Here is a 22,238-nt window from a genome sequence, read left to right on the forward strand (position 1 = left end):
GTCACGATCCTACTGAAAGCCAGAGGCTGCCGATGACGGCCGTCCACGCACCGAGCAGCAGGAACGGGCCATAGGCGATCGGATCGGTGCCACGGCGGCGTTTCGTCACGAGCAGGGCGGCTGCGGCGAGCCCGGCGAACAACACGCCGGCATAGACCGCGCCGATCACGGTGAGCCAGGAGCTGAAGCCGGTGATGATGCCGATCGGCAGCATCAGTTTCACGTCGCCAAGGCCAAGGCCTGACCGCGGAATCAGGTAGATCACCGCGAACAAGCCGGCCAGCAGGATAGCGGCAAGGAACGGTCTGAGCAGTTCCGGCGCGGGGAGCGCAAAGCCGGCACCTGTCAGCGCGCCCACCCCGGCCAGCAGCAGGACCAGCCCGGTCATCGGGAGAACTATCCGGTCAGGCAACCGGTGCAGCCTGACGTCGAAGTAGGCCAACGCCGGCGTCGCTCCGGCCAGAACGGCCACCGCCGTCATTTGGGCTGCCATCCGCAGTGTCAGCATCGGCTGGGGGTCGATGGCGGCTTCCGCCACTGGGCCTCTGCTCAGCAGATAACCGCCGCACAGCACCGCGGCGACAACTGCCGTGACGATCTGCCAGCGCAGCGGCGCGCGTCGACCCGGCCAGCCGAGCAGCGGCCAGTCCTGGTCGCCGACGATCTTCCGGGCGAAAGCGCCGATCAGCAGGGACACTCCGATGGCAACAATCAAACCCAGGAACGCGTCAGGCATCGTTGGCTGAGCCGTCGGCGCTGGGGTCGTTGCCGGGCTGATCATTGGAGATCTCGGCAAGCATCGCGGTTTCGACCCGATGCCGGATCTCTTCCTCGGCCAGGCCATGCAGCGGGTCGCTGTGATCGGCGATCCTGGCCGCGGCGCGGGCAAATAGCACGAACTGCTCCACAGCCTGGAACACCAGCATGTTCAATCCGTCTATCGGCACGGCGCCGGATTGCTGCCAGGCGATCAGCAGCGGACTGAGTCGTCGGGCGTAGGCGACGTCGAGCAGTGCGCGGGATGAATCGGCCACGATTTCATCGTCGGGAGCGATGACGTCGTAGGGCAGGATACGGGCGCTGAGCTCGTCGGCCGCGCCCGCGGGAAGGGTCGAGATGACCGAGTCGTGCTCGGCAGGTTCCCAGTCGTCGAGCGGCCGCACTGAAAGACTCGCACCCAGCAGGTCCGCCGTCCGTTTCACTGCCTCGGTCCTGGCGAGATTCCGCACGAATACCTGAATCTCGCCGGCGCCGAGGCCGATCAGCGCCGCAACGGCGGACGCCGCGGTGGCGCCGCCGCCAAGCACTGCGGGCCGGTCGAACCGCGCATCAGGAGCGACGAACCGGAAGGCACGCTCGATGCCGAGCACATCTGTGTTGTACACCTGGCCCCTGCCGGGAACGGCGTCGCGCCCCGCAGTGGCCGAGCCGGCAAGCACGACGGTGTTACCGGCGGCAGTCGCGGCGGCGACCCGGTCGACCTCACCGGCAGTCTGGTGCAAGCGGATCAGTTCCTGCTTCAGCGGCATGGTCAACGAGAAGCCAAGGAAATCGGCGTGCTCGGTCAGGAAGTCGCCGAGCTGATCGGCATCCAGTTCATACGCCTCGTATTGCCAGTCGTTGAAGCCGCAGGCGGCATAGCCGGCGCGGTGCAGCCGAGGAGACAGGGTGTGCGAGATCGGCTTGCCGAGCACACCGGCCCGGAACCGGTCCTTGCCCACCTCAGCCTCCCGAATCGTCAGACTGGTGGTCCCGCAGCCATTCCTGGTACTTCTTCACGTTCTTCTGGTGGTCCGCGTAGTTGTCGGCCATCAGCGTCTCGCCGGTTTCCGGGTTGATAGTCACCCAGTACAGCCAGTTCCCCTCGGCGGGGTTCAACGCAGCCTCGATGGTGTCAGCACCCGGTGAATTGATCGGGCCGACGGGCAACCCCTTGTTCAGGTAGGTGTTGTACGGCGACTCCGTCTTCCGTTCGTCCTTGGTTGTGCTCGCATCGGCGCGCGCCCCGTGGATATAGGCGATCGTGGAGTCCAGCTGCAGGAATCCGGCTGTTTCCTTGTTGATCTTCGGGTCCAGCCGGTTCTGCAGCGCGCGGGAAACCTGGGCGCGCGCTTCTTCGTTATTGGGCGCCTCGACCTGGATCAGGCTTGCCAGTGTCAGGACCTTGAGTTCGTCCTTTTCCTCGACGCCATGCTTCTTCAGCTGTTCCTTCAGCCGGTCGACCATCGACTGCACAATGGCCTTGGCCTTTACGTCTTCCTTGATGTCGTATGTCGCAGGGTAAAGGAACCCTTCCAGGCTAGGCAGCTCCTTCGGAAGTCCGTACGTTTCCGGTTTCGCGTTGACTGCGGCGTCGACCTCGTCCTTCGACAGGCCGGTGGCCAGCTGAATACGTTCACTGATCTGCTTGAGCCGGAAGCCCTCGGGGATGGCGACCTTGTCAAGGGTGGGCGGATCAATCAACCGGTCGTATGCGGCCTGGGCGCTCATCTGCTTCTTCATCGGGTACACGCCGGCCTGCAGTGGCTTCTTGCCGGCTTCGACCGCCTTGATGAACGGCTTCGAGGCCTTGATCACGTCGGCCTCCAGCAGGATGTTCGCCACAGTGCGGCCAGAGGAGCCCTCCGGGATGTCGATGACCACCTCGCCCTTGCCATCACCGGTGTAATCGGCGTTGCTCACGCCGAACTCTGCGGCGATGTTCTTCAACGGCCCGACGACGAAATAGCTTGAGGCTCCGAGCAAAGCCAGCACCACGACGAGGATCGTGAGCGACCGGCGACGATGGTGGCGGCGTCTGCGCCGGCGCGCGTTCTCCTGCTTTCGGGTTTCCTCGGCACCGAGCTCACCGATCTGTAGCTTCGACATCGAAAGCCCTATCGCCCTTCCTGGGTATCTGGCGCGGCGCCCCCGGTGACCAGGTCACCTGGCGCCCGTCCTGTCTGTCGTTCCATATCGACGGCGTGCTGCAGGATGATGACCGCTGCGACCGCATCGACAACCTTACGCTGCTTCCGCCCGGAAACTCCGGAGGTTCGCAGCGCACGGTGCGCGTCGATCGTTGTCATGCGTTCGTCGACCATTCTGACCGGCACTGGCGCCACCGATGACGCCAGCCGCCGGGCGTACTCGGTCGCCAACTCGGCCGCCTTGCGTGGCGTGCCGTCAAGCGACCGAGGCAGGCCGACGATGACCTCAAGCGCATTACGCTCGGTCACTTCCTCGGCTATCCGCCTGATGTCGGAACTGCTGCCACTGTCGTCCCGCGGGAGGCTTTCAACCGGAGTTGCCAGGATGCCGTCCGGATCGCAGGCCGCGAGCCCCACCCGAACCGACCCGACATCGACACCGAGCCGGACACCGCGACGGAACATGCGCTCAGGCCGCCTGTCGGGCGCGCAGATCCGCCGCGACGGCTTCCAGAGCCGCGGGAATGGCCGCGATGTCGGAACCGCCTCCCTGCGCGAGGTCCGGCTTACCGCCACCACCGCCACCCAGAATGCCACAGGCAATCCTGACCAGGGCGCCGGCTTCGACTTTCAGGTCCCGGGCCGCCGCGGTCGTTGCGATGACGATCAGTGGACGCGACTTGCTGACGCCGGTAACGGCAACCACGCCGGGCGCGTCGCCGAACCGCTGGCGTACGTCAAGGGCAAGTGTCCTGAGGTCGTCGGCGGAGCTCACCTCGCCAAGGTCGGCACGGGCCAGCGCGACCTTGCCGATCTGCTGTGCGGACGCGATCAGTTTGCCTGCGCCGGCGAGTACCTCCGCCTTGCGCAGCTGGTCGATCTGGCGTTCGGCGTCCCTGACCCGGTCGAGCAGCGACTGCACGCGTTCGGTGACTGAATCTGCCGGCACCTTCAGCAGCTCGGTAAGCGAACTGACCAGGGCGCGTTCCTTAGCCAGATTGCGGAACGCATCCATGCCGACCGACGCCTCGATCCGGCGCACGCCGGAGCCGATCGACGCCTCACTGAGCAGGGAAATCGGGCCCACCTGCGATGAGTGCGCCACGTGGGTACCTCCGCAGAGTTCGCGCGACCATGGGCCACCGATATCGATGACCCGGACGGTATCGCCGTACTTCTCGCCGAACAGCGCCATCGCTCCCGAGGCCCTTGCCTCATTGAGCGACATGTACTCGGCCGTGACGCCGAGGTCCTGCCGGACGGCAAGGTTAGCGACCTCTTCGATTTCGGCACGTACTGCCGGCGTCAGTGTCGCGTTGTAGGAGAAGTCGAACCGCATGTAACCGGACTCGTTGTGTGAACCCGCCTGGACCGCTCCTGGCCCGAGCAACTGGCGCAATGCGGCATGCACGAGGTGGGTCGCGGAATGCGCCTGGCAGGCACCGAGACGGCGGTCGGCATCGACGGCGGCGAGCACGTCTTTGCCTGGCTGCAGCACGCCCTCGGTGATTTCTGCCCGGTGCACAACAAGGCCCTTGACCGGCGACTGCACGTCGAGCACTTTCGCGGCGAAACCGTCGCCGCTGATCACGCCGAAGTCGGCGGCCTGGCCACCGGATTCCGCGTAGAAAGGGGTCTGCTCAAGCACTATGTCGACTGTCGATCCAACCTCGGCGAGCTCTGTGCGCCGCCCCTCGCTGACCAGCCCGCGGATCTTCGAATCCTGGCTTAGCGATTCGTACCCGACGAACGGGGTTTCGCCGATATCGCGGAGTTCACGATAAGCCGAGGTGTCGGAAACTCCGCCGGTCTTCTTGGCCCGCGCATCGGCTTTCGCCCTGTCGCGCTGTTCGGCCATCAGGGTACGGAATCCCTGCTCGTCAACCGAAACGCCCTGTTCCGCCGCCATCTCGAGTGTCAGGTCGATCGGAAAGCCAAATGTGTCGTGCAGCGCAAACGCCTTGTCGCCACTGAGCGTGTTGCTGCCACCCCGGACTCCGGCAACTGCCTGGTTCAGCAGCGCGGTTCCTGACACCAGCGTGCGCAGGAAGGCTTCCTCCTCCGCATAAGCAATGCGCGAGATCCGGTCGAAGTCGCTTCCGACCTCCGGGTACGAGCTCTGCATGGCGCCCCGGGAGGCGGTCAACAGCGACGGCATAGCGGGTTCTTCGACGCCGAGCAGCCGCATCGCCCGAACCGCGCGGCGGATCAGCCGGCGCAGGATGTAGCCGCGCGCCTCATTGCCTGGGGTGACGCCGTCCGAAATCAGCATCAGCGCGGACCTGACGTGGTCGGCGACGACCCGAAGCCTGACGTCATCCTCGTGGTTTGCGCCATAAGTCCGGCCGGACAGTTTCGAAGCTGCCTCGATGACCGGGAACACCTCGTCGATCTCGTACATGTTCTCGACGTCCTGCAGCAGGAACGCAACCCGCTCAAGGCCCATCCCGGTGTCGATGTTCTTCTTCGGCAGCTCCGCCACCACGTCGAAGTCGACCTTGCTGCGTACGTTCTCGAGCTGGTACTGCATGAACACGAGGTTCCAGATTTCGATGTAACGGTCCTCGTCGGCCTCGGGGCCGCCTTCGGACCCATAACCCGGGCCACGGTCATAGTAGATTTCCGAGCATGGGCCGCCTGGTCCGGCCTGACCGGTGTGCCAGTAGTTGTCCGCCTTGCCGCGCCGCTGAATTCGTGACTCGGGCAGGCCCGCGATCGACTGCCACAGCCCAAATGCCTCGTCATCGTCGTGATAGACGGTGGCCCACAGCCGGTCCGGGTCGAAACCGAGACCGCCGTCGGCCTGCGGCGTCGTCAGCAGCGCCCAGGCGAACTCGATCGCTTCGGCCTTGAAATAGTCACCGAAGGAGAAGTTGCCGTTCATCTGGAAGAACGTGCCGTGCCGGGTGGTCTTGCCGACCTCGTCGATGTCGTTGGTGCGCACGCACTTCTGCACGCTGGTCGCCCGGTTGAATGGCGCCGGCTCGCGACCGGTCAGATAGGGAATGAAGGGCACCATGCCTGCGACGTTGAACATGAGCGTCGGGTCGTCGCTGATCAACGACGCTGAGGGCACCACTGTATGGCCGCGACTTTCAAAGAACTGCAGCCACCGGCGCTTGATCTCAGCCGTTTGCATTTTCTGGTGTGCCTTTCTTACGAGCTCGCCGGTTACCGTAACGCCGCTGCGGCGCAGGGTAAGAGCGTGTCGATCGTGGGTTCTGTACTGCCTAGGATAGGTGGGAGGCCGGGGACTCGAGCAGACTCTTCGCCCGGTCGGGGGCGATCTCGCCCTCGTCGGCCCCGAGCGCGACCCGGAGCTCGGCTTCACGCTCGTTCATGCCGCGTCGTATCGATTCGCCGAAGTCGCGAATCGCGTCCGCCAGCGTGGACGCCTCGCCGGCGATTGCCGAACCGGTGAGGAACTTGGTCTTCCTGGACAGCTGACGTACAGCGACGACGCCGACGGCGACGCCGACACCCAGCCAAAAAATTCGTTTCATAGCTTCGTCCTGATTCCTTCGTGGACCTTACAAGTCTTGGGCGCGGTTTAGCGGCGCTTGCGGCCGCGGACGGCCTGGCGGACTCCGTAGCTGAAGGCCGCGACCTTCACGACCGGCGAGCCAAGCGTCGCCGCGAACAGCGAGGTCAGCGCCGAAACGTTCGCCGACATTTCGGAGACGTTGGTCGTGATGCCATCGACCTTCTCGAGTTGCTTGTTCGTGGTCGATACCGTGGAGGTGACCTCGGTCAGCAGTGGCGAGGCGCCATCCCCGACATCCTTGATCGCCCGGCGAGCCTCATCAAAGACCTTGCCGAGCTTGAGCAGTGGCACGGCCATCAGGCCGACCAGGATAGCGAAAACACCGGCCGCGATCAGCCCTGCAATGTCTCCTCCGGTCATCTTCCATCTCCCTTGAAAAAACGTCTGGTCACAAACACTCCCCCAACACTACAGTTCTGCGTAAACCAAAAGCGCCACGCCATCGAAACGATGACGTGGCGCCTAAGGCGTGCTACTTAGCGGGCGTAGTGCTCAACAACCAACTGCACTTCGCAGGTGATTGGAACTTCGACGCGCTGAGGGCGGCGTACCAGCTTGGCCTGGAGCTTCTCGATGCTTACGTCGAGGTAGCCAGGAACGGTAGGCAGCACATCGCGGTGTGCACCAGCTGCTGCAACCTGGAACGGCGGCATCTGTTCGCTGCGGGAATGAACGTGAACCAGCTGACCTGGCTTGACCCGGAACGACGGGCGGTCGACACGTTCACCATCAACCAGGATGTGGCGGTGCACAACCAGCTGACGAGCCTGCGCAATCGTGCGGGCGAAGCCCGAGCGCAGGACAAGAGCGTCGAGGCGCATTTCGAGGAGCTCGACCAGGTTTTCACCGGTCAGTCCCTCCGCGCGACGAGCTTCCTTGAAGAGATTCAGCATCTGAGCTTCGCGGATCCCGTACTGGGCGCGAAGACGCTGCTTTTCCTTGAGACGAACAGAATAGTCACTGTCCGCACGGCGCCGGGCGCGGCCGTGCTCACCTGGGGGGTACGGGCGACGCTCGAAGTACTTGACTGCCTTCGGTGTAAGAGGCAGGCCAAGCGCCCGGGATGCCCGGGCCTGACGCCGCGTACGTGCTGGTGCTGTCACGATGTCCTTTCACGGATTCGATTACTTTAGGTTAGCCTTGCCATAAGACGACTGAGAAGGTAATCAAGTGACTCATCGAGTTCTTCATAACCAACCGAGCGCCGCCGAAGTGGCAAGGACTTGCTTGTCCGGAATCGGTACCGCTGTCCTGACATCCGCCCGGACCCCGGTCTCGATTCCCGTGTTGCACGCCGAAGCACAAGATGGAAAAACCATTCTTGTTGCTGATGCCGAATCTTTGGCCGCGGTGAAGATAAATCTCCCGCATATCGGAACGTCGTATTCAGACATCCCGGCACTACTGCAAATCCGGTCACTGGCGCCGATAGAACAGCTTAGCGTAACTCGGGCGATAACGCTCATTTCGGGAACCCTGGCAAGCCTGCCGGCGCACTACGTATCCACCGCCCTGCGCGCCCGTTGCAGCGGCCTGCGGCTCGGCGAAGTCGTCGGCCATCGGGCGGCGTCAAGGCTGCTGACCTTCACCCCCGAGTCCTGCGATGTGCTGATCGGAGATGAGTACTCCGAACTTCCGATCGGGGACATTCTCGCCGCTACGCCGGACCCGCTCGCCCACGAGGAGCAGGCCATCCTGTTGGATGTCGTCGATCAGACGGCCGGTCAGTGGGAAGGATTCCTGGAACTGAAAGGCACCGCACGCGGATCGAAGGACGCCGCGGACGCCGGGTCGGTGCCACTGCGCAATATCGCCTCGGCACGCCCGATCGGAATCGACCGGCACGGCCTGACGCTGATCTGCCACTGGTTCGACCGGGAGCCGGCGACGCTGCGCGTCCCGTTCCCGCAGCCGGTTCGCGACGGCGGCGAAGCGCTGGATGCGGTCCGGTTCCTGCTGATGGCGCACCAGGTGGCGGCCAGCTCGGGCTGAGTCGGTTGTCTGCCAGCTACCGGTGGTGTCGATGCCGTCCGGGAGTTATGGCAGATCGGCCTCGGGCCGAGAGGCCTCGGGTCGTGCGGCCTCGTTCCGGGAGGCCTCGTTCCGGGAGGCTGAGACACTTTGGCCCGCTGTGCCGCGGACGATCTCTCGCAACCGATCCAGTCGCGCCGCGACATCACGTTCCGCGCCGTGATCGGTCGGCCGGTAGTAGTCGCGGCCAACCAGCTCATCCGGCGGGTACTGCTGCTCGGCGACGCCATGCGGGTGGTCATGGGCGTAGCGATACCCGGCGCCGTGGCCCAGTTCCTTGGCCCCTGGATAGTGCGCGTCCCGCAGCTCGTCCGGCACGCTGCCTGCTTTGCCGGCGCGCACATCGGCGATAGCGGCGTCCAAAGCGAGATAGGCAGCATTGGACTTGGGGGCAGTTGCAAGGTGCACGACCGCCTGAGCGAGCGGAATTCTGCCTTCGGGCATGCCGAGCATCTGTACCGCTTCGGCCGCCGCGACAGCGATCGGAAGCGCGGACGGGTCCGCCATGCCGATGTCTTCCGACGCCGAGATCATCACCCGACGCGCGATGAAGCGTGGGTCCTCCCCCGCCTCGATCATCCGGGCCAGATAGTGCAGCGAGGCGTCGACATCCGAACCTCGGATCGACTTGATGAACGCACTCGTCACGTCGTAGTGCTGGTCGCCCTGCCGGTCGTAGCGCAGCACCGCGCGGTCCAGTGCCTGCTCGGCGTCGGCAACGGTCAGCGTCGCCGACTCTCCACCCGTAACCCGGGAAAGCGACACTCCCGCCGCGGCCTCAAGCGTGGTCAGCCCTCTGCGGGCGTCTGCCCCGGCCAGCTGCACTAGGTGTGCAAGCGCCTCGTCGTCGACCTGGACTGTCGAGTCCAGGCCACGCTCGTCCTCGATCGCACGCCGTAGCAACGCCTCGATGTGGCCGTCATTCAACGGACGAAGGGTCAACAGCAGGGACCGGGACAGCAAGGGCGAGATCACCGAGAACGACGGGTTTTCGGTGGTCGCTGCGACCAGCACGATGAGCCGGTTTTCGACCCCGGGAAGCAGCGCGTCCTGCTGCGCCTTGGTGAAACGGTGAATCTCATCCAGGAACAGCACGGTTGTCATGCCGTAGAGGTCGCGGTCGTTCCGGGCGCCCTCCATCACCGCGCGTACGTCCTTGACCCCCGCGGTTATCGCGGACAGCTCGACGAACTTCCGGCCAGGAGCGCGAGAGACCACGTGGGCGAGGGTGGTCTTACCAGTGCCGGGTGGCCCCCAGAGAATTATCGAGCTTGGACCGACCCGAGCATTTTCACCGGCTTCGACCAGCCGGCGCAACGGCGACCCGGGTGCGATCAGGTGCTCCTGGCCGAGCAACTCGTCGAGAGTTCGGGGCCGCATCCGCACTGCCAGCGGAGCGTGCGAGCTCACCCCGGCGATCGCATCCTCGTGCTGGGTGGAAAACAGGTCTGCCATGCTGATGACTCTATCCGCCGGCACCGACATCCAGGTTCGGAGTGTGCCCTTGCCGGCCTGAATAGCTGGGTGTTGTAGGGAGACCTATCGGCTCTTCCCACTGTCAGTGTCCCCGCCTAGAGTTCCTGCTATGACACATAGCTTTCAGATCACCGTCGATTCGCCACAGCCGCAGAAACGATGACTAGTTCTCCAGATGAGGACGCGCTGATTGAGGCGATTACCTCGGCAAGGATCGAAGATGCCATCGCCTTGGCGGCACGGTTGAACCCGGACGTTCTCTTTGATCTGATCTTCGACGCCACCGATGACCAACCCGCGGAGGAGTTCCTCACATTCCTCATGGCATACGCGGATCATGCCGAGAGCGACTATCAAAAGTTATGCATACTCGACACTGCCCGAAGTCTCCTCGTGACGTCGCTATCTCCGTTGAAGGACGCAGATCGGCGAGCCCTTGAAATCAATTTCAGGTCGTGCGAGCTGACCCGCGAACTGCTGATTTCCAGCTTGCGCGACTTGGAGCACTTCACTCACACCCCTGAGATGTTGCTGACTAAAGAGCAACAAGCCAGATACCGGCAGTATGTTGCCGGCCTGAATAGCTGGGTCTTGTAGGGAGACCTATCGACTCTTCCCACTGTCAGTGGCCCCGCCTAGAGTTCCTGCTATGACATACAGCTTTCAAATCACCGTCGATTCATCCCAGCCGCACGAGCTCGCCGATTGGTGGGCGGAGACCCTGGAGTGGGAAGTGGAACCATCCGACGAAGCCTTCATTTCCTCCATGGTCGAGCAAGGCTACGCATCCGAGGCCGACACTATGAGACACAACGGCACGCTCGTCTGGAAGGCCGGCTCCGGGATCCTGCCGCCGGGCGAGGCGTCGACGGCCGAGCGCATCCTGTTCCAGTACGTGTCTGAGCCAAAGACCGTGAAGAACCGGATGCACCTGGATCTGCGGGTCGGACCGGAGAACCACGCCCGGATCCGCGCCGCCCTCGAAGCCCGCGGCGCAACTTTCGTCCACGACGGCGCACAGGGCCCCTACAGCTGGGTCACGATGCAGGACCCACAGGGCAATGAGTTCTGTCTGACCTGAGCTGGCAGCGCGGCTTCGATCCTTTCTATGCTTACGAGATTGTTTACATTCCTGTAAACTGAAGGCATGCTGCGAGTAAGTGATGACACACGCGAGCAGGTACAGCGCCTCGCCCGAGACGAGTTCGGGGGCGCGAGTGCCGATGAGACGATCCGACGCCTGCTCGATGAACACTGGGAGGCCGCCGCGCTCGCGGCCGTCGAGCGGTACCGGATCGACAACCCGCAGGGCTGGGCCGACTATCTCGCCGCGGCCGAGAACCTGGCAGGGGCGGACGCGCCAATCACCGACGAGTGGTCGCCGAGTTGAGCCGACCGCCCATTGAGCCTGGCTCCGTGTGGTTCTGCGACTTCGACCCGGTCCGTGGTCGCGAGCAAGGCAAGGATCGACCCGCTCTGGTGGTCTCCTCAGCATTCCATTTGAACCTGACCCGCGGCGCGCTGGTGTCGGTGCTGCCGCTGACGTCGGTAGAGCGGCCTGGTTGGCTGCATCGGATTCCGGTCGCCAATGCGAGTGGATGGGTGATTACCGAACAGGTTCGGACCATAGCTATGGAGCGCTTTCGCAGGCCGGCGCCGGAGATCACACTGGCCAAGGACGAACTCGCCGAGGTGCGGCGAGTGCTCGCGAAGATGCTTCTCATCTCGTCCTGAAGGACTCAGCGTGGCAAGGCCCGCTGCTTGCGCCCGTCTGTGATGCTCGGCGTGCGACGTGCCGGATGCCGTCCTGGTCTCGCTTCCAGGCCCCGCATCAGGCTGGCATGTGAGGCCGAGAACCAGCGCTACCTAGCGGAAGTCGTCGACTCCCCACTCCTTCGCGATGTCGTCGAGCGTCGCGTTCGCGCCCTGAATGCTGACCGAGGAAATCCAGACGTCTTCATCGACCTTGACTACCGCACCGGTCAGTGACTTCCATAGCGGGCTGGACTCGAACTCCTTGGCTTGGCTGGCTGCGGCCGGCAGTTCATTCGCCGTTTCATTGACAAAGATCTTCTGCGCGTCCGCCTGCTCTAACTGTTCCAACGATAGTGGCGTGAAGATCTCAGCTTCGGTATCCGGTTGGCCCTTGGGCCTGGGGATTCCGGTCGCCGCCATGATCTCTCCGATGAAGGAGTTACTTGAATACAGTCGCGCGGTATCTTCCCCTGCGAAGCGCACCATCGAGTAGCTGGCGTCCGGATGCTCCGCGAGCACGGCCGAGCCAACCTTCTTCGCCCGCGCCTCGAATGCCGCTATCTCGTCCTTGGCGCGCTGCTCCTCGCCCATCGCCTTACCGAGCAGCAGGATGTTCTCTTTCCAGGTTGGGCCGGTTGTCTCGCTGAAAACCGTGGGCGCGATCTTGGTGAGCTCCTTGTAGTTCTTCTCGTCGCGCACCTTGGCCGAGACGATCAGATCGGGTTCCAGCGCAATGATCTTCTCGAGGCTTGGCTCGCCCAGCTGACCGAGATTCTCGGCGTCCTTGTTTTCCTCAGGCACGCTGCCGAGGTACACCGGAAACACATCGGCCTTCGGGTCGTAGACGGTGTATCCGAGCACTTCGCCGCCAAGCAGCAGCGTCGCATCCTTGTAGCTGGAGTCGAGGGTAACGATGCGCTTCGGCTTGCTGTCGATCGTGGCCGTGCCCATGGCGTGTTCGATGGTGACCGGGAAGCCCTCGCCTCCGGTCTCCGCAGCAGGAGCGGAGTCCTTGGGGGTAGAGCAGCCTGACAGCACCAGGCTGAGTCCGCCGAGAGTGGCCACGGCCACTGAGAACACATGTCGTCTGCGCACGGGAGGTCTTTCTGTAGGAAAATGAGACTAATGGTAGCCTAACCTAATGGAGCGGCGGCGCGCACTCGGTGCACACCGCCGCTTCGTCCGCAGGTCGCGTCGTTATTCCCCGTCGTCCTCTTCGGGCGCGGCATCGACGCCGGCTTCCTTGCGCTGCAGCTCGGTGATCGGCGCAGGGGCCGCAGTCAGAGGGTCGTATCCGCCGCCCGACTTCGGGAAGGCGATGACCTCCCGGATCGAGTCCGCTCCGGCTAGCAGTGACACGACACGGTCCCAACCAAATGCGATGCCGCCATGCGGAGGTGCGCCGAATTTGAACGCCTCGAGCAGGAAGCCAAATTTCTCCTCGGCCTCGTCCGCCGCCAGCCCCATCACCTTGAAGACCCGTTCCTGAATATCGCGACTGTGAATACGGATCGATCCGCCGCCGATCTCGTTGCCGTTGCAGACAATGTCGTATGCGTAGGCCAGCGCCTCACCGGGATCGGTGTCGAAGGTGTCCAGGAACTCCGGTTTTGGCGAGGTGAAGGCGTGATGCACTGCCGTCCACTGTCCCTGGCCAACGGCTACGTCGCCAGCGGCGACCGCAGCTTCGGCCGGCTCGAACATCGGGGCGTCGACGACCCAGACGAACGACCAGGCCGACTCGTCGATCAGTCCGACCCGCCGGGCGATCTCATTGCGCGCGGCGCCAAGCAGCTGACGGGATGATGCCTCGTCACCGGCGGCGAAGAAGATCGCGTCGCCGACCTTGGCGCCAACGGCCTCCGCCAGGCCGGCTTTCTCCTCATCGCTGAGATTCTTGGCCACCGGGCCGCCGAGGGAGCCATCTTCTGCCAGAAGGACATAGGCGAGTCCCCTGGCCCCGCGCTGCTTGGCCCAGTCCTGCCAGCCGTCCAGCTGCTTGCGCGGCAGCGATGCTCCGCCTGGATAGACAACCGCACCGACGTAGGGGGCCTGGAACACCCGGAAACTGGTGTTCGAGAAGTATTTCGCCAGCTCTGACAGCTCGAGGTCGAACCGAAGATCCGGTTTGTCAGTCCCGTAGCGCTTCATGGCTTCGCGATAGGTGATCCGTTGGATCGGCTTGGTGATCTCATGCCCAACCAGACGCCAAAGCGACGCCAGGATCTCTTCGCCCAGCGCGATGATGTCGTCCTGTTCGACGAAGCTGGCCTCGATATCGAGCTGGGTGAACTCCGGCTGACGATCCGCGCGGAAGTCCTCGTCCCGGTAGCAACGGGCAATCTGGTAATAGCGCTCGAAACCGGCAACTTGCAGCAGCTGCTTGAACAACTGCGGTGATTGCGGCAGCGCATACCAGCTACCTGGCTTCAACCGGGCCGGCACCAGGAAGTCCCGTGCACCCTCGGGGGTCGACCGAGTCAGGGTCGGGGTTTCAATCTCGACGAACCGCTGTTCCTCGAGCACCTGGCGAGCCGCGCGGTTGACCTCGCTGCGCAACCTGATGGCTGCGGACGGACCCGCACGGCGGAGGTCAAGGTAGCGATGGCGCAGCCGGGCCTCCTCGCCGATACCGGCGGAGTCCTCTGCGGCGGCGGACACCTGGAAGGGTAGTGCCTCTGACGGGCTGAGTATTTCGAGCTGCTCGGCGATCACTTCGATATCGCCGGTTGGCAGGTTGGGGTTCGCGTTTCCGGCCGGACGGGCCTGGACCGGCCCGGTCACCTTGACAACACACTCGTTGCGCAGCTCATGCGCGGCCTCTTCGCGGACGACCACCTGAGAGATACCGGATGCGTCACGCACATCGATGAAAGCCACTCCGCCGTGATCCCGGCGACGGTCCACCCAGCCTGTCAATGTGACCGTTTGGCCTTCATGTTCGGCGCGCAGGGCGCCGGACTCATGGGTGCGCAACAAAGTAATACTCCTTGAGTTTGGGGTCAGCGCCACAATTCTACGTGCTGTGCCGGATACCCGGATACGGCATCCGGTTCGTCAGCGAGTTTTGGGCCATTGGTTAAGATCAGCCAATGAGCACCGACCATCCCACCGAAGCACAGGTAGCAGCTGCGGCCGCCACTTTCCACATGCTGTCTTCCGCGACACGGCTTCGGATCGTTTGGCTTCTCGTGCACGCCGAGTACGACGTGTCAGGCCTGGCCGAGGCCGCCAGCGCAAGCCTGCAGACGGTCAGCCAACATCTGGCTAAGCTCCGCCTCGCCGGACTGATCAGCTCCAGGCGGGACGGCCGACACCTGTACTACACGGTTGATGATCCACACGTTGTGACGCTGGTGGTGGAGATCTTCGACCATATCGCCGCGGACGGAAGCATCGCACCGGACCCGGCGCCTCGGACCCCGCGGCCGATCCGGGAATCCGCAGAGACGTCCTGACCCATTACCGGCTGCCGAAGTTTGCCGGCCGCGAGTCAACCGGCTACCGTGATCGCCGGGTCAACCGGCTGCCGTGATCGCCGGATCAACCGGCTGCCGTGATCAGCGGTCTAACCTGCGGCCGTGATCAGCGGCTTGAGATCTGCCTCGGGTGGAGTCCAACTACCCGGGTCGGCAGCCACCTGCTCGCCGCTGCGGATGTCCTTCACCTGGTGCGAATCGGCATCCTCGGCAAACCAGACGAACGGGATGCCGCGACGGTCGGCAAACCGGATCTGCTTGCCGAACTTCGCCGCCGACGGCGATACGTCGGTCGGGATTCCACGGGAACGCAGCGTCGAGGCAATTGCATCTGCCAGACCGCGCTGCCCTTCATCCGCAACAGCTACAAGCACCGCGGTCGGAACGGATCGGCTCACAGTCACAAGATTGTGATTGACCAGCCGGGTCAGTAGCCGGGAGATGCCGAGCGACACGCCAACGCCCGGATAGGTTCGGTCGCCTTCGCTCGCCAGGCTGTCATATCGTCCGCCGGAACAGACCGAGCCGAGGTCCTCGTGCCCCTGCAGGAGGGTCTCGTAAACCGTTCCGGTGTAGTAGTCCAGGCCACGCGCGATCTTCAGCTGCGCCACAACGACCCCTGGCGCACGCTGCTGTGCTGTCGCGATCAGCGCCGTCAGCGCCTCAAGCCCTTCGTCCAGCATCGGATGCGAGACCCCGAGGGCACGCACCTCGTCGGCGAATGACACGTCGTCGCCCTCGATCTGGGCCAGAGCAAGGCAAAGCCGCTGCTGCTCGGCGTCCGCACCGGCCGTTTCGGCCAGCAGCCTGCCAACGGCGTCCGGGCCGATCTTGTCGATCTTGTCCAGGGCACGCAGCACCGGCTGAACATCGGACAGACCGATGCCGCGGCTGAACCCTTCGAGCAGCTTGCGGTTATTGACCTGAATCCTGATCGGCGGAACTCCGATCTCTGACAGCTTCCTGAACACTTCGGCCATAACCAGCGGAAGCTCCGCCTCGAAATGGGCGGGAAGTTCGCCATCGCCGACAACGTCGATATCGGCCTGATAGAACTCGCGGAATCTTCCCTCCTGCGGACGCTCGCCGCGCCATACCGGCTGGATCTGATACCGCTTGAACGGAAAGGCGAGCTTGCCGGCATTCTCGACAACGTACCTCGCGAACGGAACGGTCAGGTCGAAGTGCAGGCCGAGCGGGTTCTTCGCGTCCGCAGTCCCTTCGCCGTGCAGACGGCTGACCGCGTAGATCTCCTTGTCGATCTCGCCATCTTTGGCCAGTAACGAGATCGGCTCGACGGCCCGAGTGTTCACCGAGGCGAAGCCATGCAACTCGAAGGTGCGCTGCAGCGTCTCCACGATGTGGTTTTCCAGGATCCGTTCTGCCGGTAGCCATTCCGGGAATCCGGACAGCGGCTTGGGACGCGCCACGGCGTGTGCTCCTTCGTGAGGTTGGACGTGAGGTCAGGTGGTTCTCAGCCAGGAGCCGAGACAGACCTTACAAGGTTAGTCCCTGCTGCGACGCGATGCCGCAGCCGGCTAAAGGAACGGATTACCCTCCAGTTCGCGACCGATCGTCGTCGATGGGCCGTGTCCCGGATAGACCGGCGTGGCCTCCGGTAGCTTCCTGATCACCGAGTCGAGGGTCTGCTGCATGATCGCGGAATCACCGCCAGGCAGATCTGTTCGGCCGATGCTTGACGCGAACAGCACATCTCCGGTGAACAGCGGCGGCCGCTGACCGGGCTCACTCAGCTCCCAGAGCGTCGAGCCTTCGGTATGTCCTGGTGCGCCGATGCCGCGTACCGCTAAGCCGTCGACGAGCACAGGGGCGCCCGGATGCCAGTCGTTAACCTGCGGCCGGCGCCAGTCGGCAGCTAGTGCTCCCATCATCGCCGCAAATTCAGGACCCAGCGTCTGGATCGGGTCATCCAGTCGATAGGAGTCCGCTGAGCCCAGATACACCGGTATCTGCCATCTCTCCAAAATTGCCGGCAGTCCCAGGACATGGTCGGGATGTCCGTGGGTCAGCAGTACCGCGACCGGACGCAGATCCGCCCGGGCGCAGACTTCTGCGATGCCCTCGGCCGCGTCGAGACCAGCATCGACGAGGACGCAGGGCTGCGGCACTTCGGAGGCTGCATTCGACCGTCCATTGGCGCCAGCGTCGGCGGCCGCATCCGCGGAAACGACATAGCAATTGACAGCCAGGAAATCCGAAACCACTGTTTCAACGTTCATGTTCACGAACCTTAGTCACAATTCAATGCCACTGCTGTCCCGCCAGGTGAATTAGGCATACGCCCGGCAAGGCGTTCCGCTAGGGTTGACTTCGGCAAAGGGGCAGCTGTCACGTTGTCTTTGTCTCAACCCACTAGACAACGAGGAGCACGGCGTGTCACGGATCAGACGTGACCGGAACACCGCGAGGTCCCAGTACCGGGCACTCTGCGCGAGGCCACAGTTCCGGCAGCAAGAGCCCGGATGCAGCCCGGGCTACGACATCGGCGTGACACGTTCGTATTACCCGGTGCTTGGAAAAGCGCCCTCGGCTCTCGATACAGTAAAACGGGATATCGAAGCCCGCTCCGCTCCGGGATCAGAACAACCCTCGACTCCAGCAAATATCAACACAGTGACGGTGAAGTAATGGCTGACAACACTCCTCCCCAGAACGCCGCCAAGCCGGTGCCGAAACCGATGCCGCGCCCGACTCCCGGCCCAGTCCCCTCGCCGGCCGCAATTCGACCCGGCACACCCAAAGCTCCGGCGATCGGCGGCGAAGATCTGGGCAAGGCCAGGGAATTCGGCCGGGTTGCCGATGACAACACGGTCTTCGTCCGCACCGCCGGTGGTGAGCGGGTCGTCGGTCAGTATCCGAACGCCAGCGCGGAAGAGGCATTGAACTACTTTGCCCGCAAGTACGCCGACCTCGCCGCACAGGTCGTTTTGCTCGAACAGCGCCTCGCGGCCGGTGCGCCCGCGCACGACCTGCGGTCGACAGTCAAGCAACTGGCCGAAACCCTGCCTGAGGCCGCCGCCGTGGGCGATCTCGATTCACTGCTTGGCCGGGTTGAAGCGGCCAAGGCGCGGATCGACGAGCTGGAAGCCAGTCAGAACGCCGCCGCTCAGGACGCGAAGGCCGCGGCACTCGCCGAACGCACCGCACTGGTCGAACGGGCCGAAGAACTGGCCGCGGCCGACCCGGCAAAGGTGCAGTGGAAGACTTCGAGTGCCCAGATGGCGGCGCTCTTCGATGAATGGAAAGCGCTGCAGGCAAGTGGGCCTCGGCTCGCCCGCAGCGCCGACGCCGAGCTCTGGGGGCGTTTCCGTAAAGCCCGCTCAGCATTCGACAAGCATCGTCGGGAATTCTTCGTCTCTCTGGATCAGCGCAACGCCGAAGCCAAGAAGGTCAAGCAGCGGTTGGTCGAAGCGGCGGAAGCGCTGCAGAATTCCACCGACTGGGCGGAGACCACGCACGAATACCGGCGGCTGATGGACGAGTGGAAAGCTTCACCACGCGCCGGCCGGAAGGACGACGATGCACTCTGGGCGAAGTTCCGTGGCGCACAGGACGTCTTCTTCGCCGCCCGCGAGGAACAAAACGCTCAACTGGATGCCGAGTACGAGAAGAACCTCGAAGTCAAGGAGGCTCTGCTTGAACGCGCCGAGGCACTGGTTCCGGTGAAGCAGCTCGGACAGGCCAAGGCCGAACTACGCGCCATCCAAGACGAATGGGAGGAGGCCGGTAAGGTGCCTCGCTCCCAGATGCACAAGGTTGAATCCCGGCTTCGTGCCGTTGAGAACGCCCTGTCGGCCGCCGAGGATCGCGAATGGAACCGGAGTAACCCCGAAGCGAAAGCGCGTGCCGAAGGTGCGCTCAGCCAACTCGACGATTCGATCGCCGAGCTTGAGGCGAATCTTGCCAAGGCTCAGGACAAGGGCGACGCCAAGGCCGTAGCCGCTGCCGAAGAAGCGCTGACCGCGCGCAAGGCCTGGCGTGAACAGGTGGTTAAGGCTGCCGCCGACTTCTCCTAGGCTGGTTTGTGGATGGCCAGGGTTATCCACAGATCAGGCTCGTGGCGTAGCTCGGTAGCTGCCGCAGCGGTAACAGTAGTGCCATGACTGACAGTGCCATGACTGACAGTGCCGGACTCGAGCGGTCCGGGAACTACTGCTCGGAGATCGATGTCCAGGCGATGCGGCTTGACCGGGTCATCGCCTGGCTCAGCGACGAATGGTTCACCGTCGTCTCGACTCCCTTGTCACCTGAGCTGCGCATGCGGGCGCTGTGTCCTGACGGCATTCAGGCGCATCTGGTTGTCGGCGATCAATCGGCGCTTTGGGTCTGGTCCGGCACCGGAAAACACGACGGTCCGGTTCAGTTGCTGACACCGGCGGGCCGTCGGCATCGTACGTACGTCCCGGGCGTGCACGTCCGGGAGGCAAGGCTCCGGCCGGGTGACGTCACGGTGGTGGCGGGCCAGGCGATCACCGCTCCGGCACGCACCCTGTTCGATAGCTGTCGCGGAAAATCAGCGGCGGCGATCGACGCACTGCTGGCGCGGTCGGAGGGCTGCATTTCGCTGGCCGAGCTGGAACGATACCTTCGCGACCGCCGACGAGTACCGGGACGCAATGCCGTCATCGCGAGCCTGACCAGACTGCGTTCACACCGTCGATCCGAGGGTGCTGGGTCAGCCGCCGGTGATCCGATAGACGTCGAAGACTCCGTCGATCCGCCGCACCGAGGCGAGAACGTGGTCCAGGTGGCTCGCGTCGCCCATCTCGAAGACGAACCGGGAAATGGCCACCCGGTTACGTGACGTCGCAACCGACGCGGAGAGTATGTTCACGTGACTGTCGGACAGCACGCGCGTGACATCGGAGAGCAGACGCGCCCGATCGAGCGCCTCGACCTGGATCTGGACCAGGAAGACGCCGGAGGAGGCGCCCGCCCATTCCACCTCGACCAGGCGCTCGGGCTGGGCCTGTAGCTCCGCGGCATTTGTGCAATCGGCCCGGTGAACCGAAACACCGGAACCCCTGGTCACGAAGCCCAGGATCTCATCGCCCGGAACTGGTGTGCAGCAGCGGGCGAGCTTAACCAGGACGTCGTCCATCCCGCGCACCAGCACACCACTCTCGGTGCTGCGGCTGCGCGGCGGTCTCGATGGCAGCGCGGCCTCTTCGAGGTCCTCCCTGGTGGCTTCCTCTCCCCCGAGGCTTTGCACCAGCAGCTCGACTACATGCTGTGCGGACACGTGCCCGTTTCCGACGGCGGCGTAGAGCCCGGAAACGTCCTGATAGCGCATCTCCGTCGCCAGAGTGAGCAGCGTTTCGTGCGACATCAGTCGCTGCAGCGGAAGATTGTGCTTTCGCATCGCCTTGGCGATAGCGTCGCGGCCGTTCTCGATTGCCTCGTCCCGGCGCTCCTTCGAGAACCACTGCCGGATCTTATTCCGCGCCCGCGGACTCTTCACGAACGTCAGCCAGTCGCGACTGGGCCCGGCGTTCTCATCTTTGGAGGTGAAGACCTCAACCACGTCGCCGTTGCTGAGTGTGTTCTCCAGGGAGACCAGTCTGCCGTTGACCCGGGCACCCATTGTGTGGTGGCCGACCTCGGTATGCACGGCGTACGCGAAGTCTACCGGCGTCGATCCGGCCGGGAGCGAGATCACTTCCCCTTTCGGGGTGAAGACGTAGACCTCGCGTGCGTTCATCTCGAATCGAAGGCTGTCGAGGAATTCGCCCGGATCCTGGGTTTCCTTCTGCCAATCGAGCAGCTGGCGCAGCCAGCCCATATCGTTCACCGAGCCCGTGTCATGCACGGTCATGCCCGGATCTTCCTTGCCGTCGCGATTGCTGAGGTCCTTGTACTTCCAGTGCGCCGCTACGCCGAATTCTGCCCGGCGGTGCATCTGGTGGGTACGGATCTGGATCTCGACCGGCTTGCCGCCGGGGCCGATCACCGTTGTGTGCAGCGACTGGTACATATTGAACTTCGGCATCGCAATGTAGTCCTTGAACCGGTTCGGCACCGGATTCCACCTTGCGTGCACGGCGCCGAGCACCGCGTAACACTCCCGCACGGTGTCGACCAGGACCCGGACGCCGACCAGGTCGTAGATGTCGGCGAACTCGTGTCCGCGAACGATCATCTTCTGGTAGATCGAATAGTAGTGCTTCGGCCGGCCGGTGATCGTCGCCTTGATCTTCGCCGACAGCAGATCCTGGTTGACCTGGTCTCGGACTGAGGTCAGAAACTGCTCGCGTTCGGGTGTGCGCTCCGCGACCAGACGAACTATCTCGTCGTAGACCTTCGGGTACAACGTGGCGAACGACAGGTCTTCAAGTTCCCATTTGATCGTGTTCATGCCCAGCCGGTGTGCCAGCGGGGCAAAGATCTCCAGGGTCTCCTTGGCCTTCCGGGCAGAGGACGCCGGGGAAACGTAACGCCAGGTGCGGGCGTTGTGCAGCCGGTCGGCGAGCTTGATCACCAGGACGCGAATGTCCTTGGCCATTGCGACGACCATCTTGCGCACTGTCTCAGCCTGGGCCGCGTCGCCATAGTTCAGCTTGTCCAGTTTGGTCACGCCGTCGACCAGCATCGCGATCTCGTCGCCGAACTCGGCGCGCAATTGGTCCAGCGTGTAGCTGGTGTCCTCTACCGTGTCATGCAGCAGGGCGGCCGCGAGCGTGTCCGGCGTCATGCCGAGTTCGGCGAGAATTGTCGCCACCGCGATCGGGTGCGTTATGTATGGATCGCCGCTCTTACGCCGTTGACCACGGTGCGCGGCGGCGGCGACCTCGTAGGCCCTGCGAACCACACCGACATCAGCCTTGGGGTGGTTCATCCTGATCGCGCGGATCAGGGGTTCGATCATAGGCGACTGCCCGGCCGAACCCCGCCCAGCGAGTCGGGCCAGCCTGGCAAGGGCCCGGTCGCGCCTGCCCGGCGAATAGCTCGAAGACTTCGGCCCGGGCGCATCCTGGTCGGCTGAGTTGTTTGTGGTTCGTGCTCCGGTGTCAGCCATCATGCACC

At 63.8% G+C, this 22,238-nt stretch carries 21 protein-coding genes; 7 read left to right on the plus strand and 14 right to left on the minus strand.

Annotated elements, in window-relative coordinates; all coding sequences use genetic code 11:
- Position 1 precedes the first annotated feature (1 nt).
- From LWF01_RS08710 to rpsD, 8 genes are all read right to left on the minus strand, one after another.
- Entirely contained in the window at positions 2-736 is a 735-nt protein-coding gene (locus tag LWF01_RS08710) for a prepilin peptidase (RefSeq protein ID WP_349640630.1), read from the minus strand.
- On the minus strand, positions 729-1,721 hold the full coding sequence (locus LWF01_RS08715) for a shikimate dehydrogenase family protein (protein WP_349640631.1): 993 nt from the start codon (positions 1,719-1,721) through the stop codon (positions 729-731). Before LWF01_RS08715 ends, LWF01_RS08710 begins: the two co-directional genes overlap by 8 nt.
- Position 1,722: 1 nt before the next feature.
- Complete coding sequence (mltG, locus tag LWF01_RS08720) at positions 1,723-2,868, minus strand: endolytic transglycosylase MltG (protein WP_349640632.1); 1,146 nt, start codon at positions 2,866-2,868, stop codon at positions 1,723-1,725.
- 8 nt (positions 2,869-2,876) lie between these two features.
- The gene (gene ruvX / locus LWF01_RS08725) at positions 2,877-3,374 is read right to left on the minus strand and encodes a Holliday junction resolvase RuvX (RefSeq protein ID WP_349640633.1); all 498 of its coding nucleotides are present in this window, start codon (positions 3,372-3,374) and stop codon (positions 2,877-2,879) included.
- A 4-nt stretch (positions 3,375-3,378) separates the two neighbouring features.
- A complete protein-coding gene (alaS, locus tag LWF01_RS08730) occupies positions 3,379-6,048 on the minus strand; it encodes an alanine--tRNA ligase (RefSeq protein ID WP_349640634.1) in 2,670 nt (889 codons plus the stop codon).
- A 91-nt stretch (positions 6,049-6,139) separates the two neighbouring features.
- Positions 6,140-6,412, minus strand: coding sequence for a hypothetical protein (locus LWF01_RS08735; RefSeq protein WP_349640635.1), 273 nt, complete (start codon positions 6,410-6,412; stop codon positions 6,140-6,142).
- Positions 6,413-6,459: 47 nt separating this feature from the next.
- Positions 6,460-6,813, minus strand: coding sequence for a DUF948 domain-containing protein (locus LWF01_RS08740; protein ID WP_349640636.1), 354 nt, complete (start codon positions 6,811-6,813; stop codon positions 6,460-6,462).
- 116 nt (positions 6,814-6,929) lie between these two features.
- Positions 6,930-7,556, minus strand: a complete 627-nt coding sequence (rpsD, locus tag LWF01_RS08745) for a 30S ribosomal protein S4 (protein WP_349640637.1) — start codon at positions 7,554-7,556, stop codon at positions 6,930-6,932.
- A gap of 124 nt (positions 7,557-7,680) precedes the next feature.
- Here rpsD and LWF01_RS08750 point away from each other — a divergent pair, with 124 nt between their 5' ends.
- The gene (locus LWF01_RS08750; protein WP_349640638.1) at positions 7,681-8,445 is read left to right on the plus strand and encodes a DUF2470 domain-containing protein; all 765 of its coding nucleotides are present in this window, start codon (positions 7,681-7,683) and stop codon (positions 8,443-8,445) included.
- 45 nt (positions 8,446-8,490) lie between these two features.
- Here the strand turns inward: LWF01_RS08750 and LWF01_RS08755 are convergent, their stop codons facing one another.
- Positions 8,491-9,939: a replication-associated recombination protein A gene (locus LWF01_RS08755; RefSeq protein WP_349640639.1), complete on the minus strand. Its 1,449-nt coding sequence runs from the start codon at positions 9,937-9,939 to the stop codon at positions 8,491-8,493.
- Positions 9,940-10,119: 180 nt separating this feature from the next.
- On the opposite strand from LWF01_RS08755, the gene LWF01_RS08760 reads away from it, so the two are divergent.
- From LWF01_RS08760 to LWF01_RS08775, 4 genes are all read left to right on the plus strand, one after another.
- A complete protein-coding gene (locus LWF01_RS08760) occupies positions 10,120-10,557 on the plus strand; it encodes a hypothetical protein (RefSeq protein WP_349640640.1) in 438 nt (145 codons plus the stop codon).
- Positions 10,558-10,609: 52 nt separating this feature from the next.
- On the plus strand, positions 10,610-11,041 hold the full coding sequence (locus LWF01_RS08765) for a VOC family protein (RefSeq protein ID WP_349640641.1): 432 nt from the start codon (positions 10,610-10,612) through the stop codon (positions 11,039-11,041).
- 66 nt (positions 11,042-11,107) lie between these two features.
- Positions 11,108-11,350 (plus strand): hypothetical protein, encoded by a 243-nt coding sequence (locus LWF01_RS08770; protein ID WP_349640642.1) that lies wholly within the window; start codon positions 11,108-11,110, stop codon positions 11,348-11,350.
- A gap of 26 nt (positions 11,351-11,376) precedes the next feature.
- Positions 11,377-11,694 carry a type II toxin-antitoxin system PemK/MazF family toxin gene (locus LWF01_RS08775; RefSeq protein ID WP_349640643.1) on the plus strand — a complete coding sequence of 106 codons (318 nt, stop codon included), beginning with the start codon at positions 11,377-11,379 and terminating at the stop codon, positions 11,692-11,694.
- A 132-nt stretch (positions 11,695-11,826) separates the two neighbouring features.
- Here the strand turns inward: LWF01_RS08775 and LWF01_RS08780 are convergent, their stop codons facing one another.
- Both LWF01_RS08780 and aspS read right to left on the minus strand, forming a co-directional pair.
- Complete coding sequence (locus LWF01_RS08780) at positions 11,827-12,810, minus strand: ABC transporter substrate-binding protein (protein ID WP_349640644.1); 984 nt, start codon at positions 12,808-12,810, stop codon at positions 11,827-11,829.
- Positions 12,811-12,912: 102 nt separating this feature from the next.
- A complete protein-coding gene (gene aspS, locus LWF01_RS08785; RefSeq protein WP_349640645.1) occupies positions 12,913-14,694 on the minus strand; it encodes an aspartate--tRNA ligase in 1,782 nt (593 codons plus the stop codon).
- 113 nt (positions 14,695-14,807) lie between these two features.
- Here aspS and LWF01_RS08790 point away from each other — a divergent pair, with 113 nt between their 5' ends.
- Positions 14,808-15,173 carry an ArsR/SmtB family transcription factor gene (locus LWF01_RS08790; RefSeq protein WP_349640646.1) on the plus strand — a complete coding sequence of 122 codons (366 nt, stop codon included), beginning with the start codon at positions 14,808-14,810 and terminating at the stop codon, positions 15,171-15,173.
- Positions 15,174-15,283: 110 nt separating this feature from the next.
- Here the strand turns inward: LWF01_RS08790 and hisS are convergent, their stop codons facing one another.
- Entirely contained in the window at positions 15,284-16,624 is a 1,341-nt protein-coding gene (hisS, locus tag LWF01_RS08795; protein WP_349640647.1) for a histidine--tRNA ligase, read from the minus strand.
- 108 nt (positions 16,625-16,732) lie between these two features.
- Entirely contained in the window at positions 16,733-17,434 is a 702-nt protein-coding gene (locus LWF01_RS08800; RefSeq protein WP_349640648.1) for an MBL fold metallo-hydrolase, read from the minus strand.
- A 408-nt stretch (positions 17,435-17,842) separates the two neighbouring features.
- On the opposite strand from LWF01_RS08800, the gene LWF01_RS08805 reads away from it, so the two are divergent.
- Complete coding sequence (locus LWF01_RS08805) at positions 17,843-19,231, plus strand: DUF349 domain-containing protein (RefSeq protein WP_349640649.1); 1,389 nt, start codon at positions 17,843-17,845, stop codon at positions 19,229-19,231.
- A gap of 659 nt (positions 19,232-19,890) precedes the next feature.
- Here LWF01_RS08805 and LWF01_RS08810 read toward each other — a convergent pair.
- Positions 19,891-22,230, minus strand: a complete 2,340-nt coding sequence (locus tag LWF01_RS08810) for a RelA/SpoT family protein (RefSeq protein ID WP_349640650.1) — start codon at positions 22,228-22,230, stop codon at positions 19,891-19,893.
- Positions 22,231-22,238: the final 8 nt, after the last annotated feature.

It is taken from the genome of Saxibacter everestensis (genome assembly GCF_025787225.1).
GTDB classification, from domain to species: domain Bacteria; phylum Actinomycetota; class Actinomycetes; order Actinomycetales; family Brevibacteriaceae; genus Saxibacter; species Saxibacter everestensis.

Coding starts and splice junctions, on each gene's coding strand:
- LWF01_RS08710 (WP_349640630.1), bottom strand. CDS start 736: ATGCCTGACGCGTTCCTGGGTTTGATTGTTGCCATCGGAGTGTCCCTG.
- mltG (WP_349640632.1), bottom strand. CDS start 2,868: ATGTCGAAGCTACAGATCGGTGAGCTCGGTGCCGAGGAAACCCGAAAG.
- ruvX (WP_349640633.1), bottom strand. CDS start 3,374: ATGTTCCGTCGCGGTGTCCGGCTCGGTGTCGATGTCGGGTCGGTTCGG.
- alaS (WP_349640634.1), bottom strand. CDS start 6,048: ATGCAAACGGCTGAGATCAAGCGCCGGTGGCTGCAGTTCTTTGAAAGT.
- LWF01_RS08735 (WP_349640635.1), bottom strand. CDS start 6,412: ATGAAACGAATTTTTTGGCTGGGTGTCGGCGTCGCCGTCGGCGTCGTC.
- LWF01_RS08740 (WP_349640636.1), bottom strand. CDS start 6,813: ATGACCGGAGGAGACATTGCAGGGCTGATCGCGGCCGGTGTTTTCGCT.
- LWF01_RS08755 (WP_349640639.1), bottom strand. CDS start 9,939: ATGGCAGACCTGTTTTCCACCCAGCACGAGGATGCGATCGCCGGGGTG.
- LWF01_RS08760 (WP_349640640.1), top strand. CDS start 10,120: ATGACTAGTTCTCCAGATGAGGACGCGCTGATTGAGGCGATTACCTCG.
- LWF01_RS08765 (WP_349640641.1), top strand. CDS start 10,610: ATGACATACAGCTTTCAAATCACCGTCGATTCATCCCAGCCGCACGAG.
- LWF01_RS08770 (WP_349640642.1), top strand. CDS start 11,108: ATGCTGCGAGTAAGTGATGACACACGCGAGCAGGTACAGCGCCTCGCC.
- LWF01_RS08790 (WP_349640646.1), top strand. CDS start 14,808: ATGAGCACCGACCATCCCACCGAAGCACAGGTAGCAGCTGCGGCCGCC.
- LWF01_RS08800 (WP_349640648.1), bottom strand. CDS start 17,434: ATGAACGTTGAAACAGTGGTTTCGGATTTCCTGGCTGTCAATTGCTAT.
- LWF01_RS08805 (WP_349640649.1), top strand. CDS start 17,843: ATGGCTGACAACACTCCTCCCCAGAACGCCGCCAAGCCGGTGCCGAAA.
- LWF01_RS08810 (WP_349640650.1), bottom strand. CDS start 22,230: ATGGCTGACACCGGAGCACGAACCACAAACAACTCAGCCGACCAGGAT.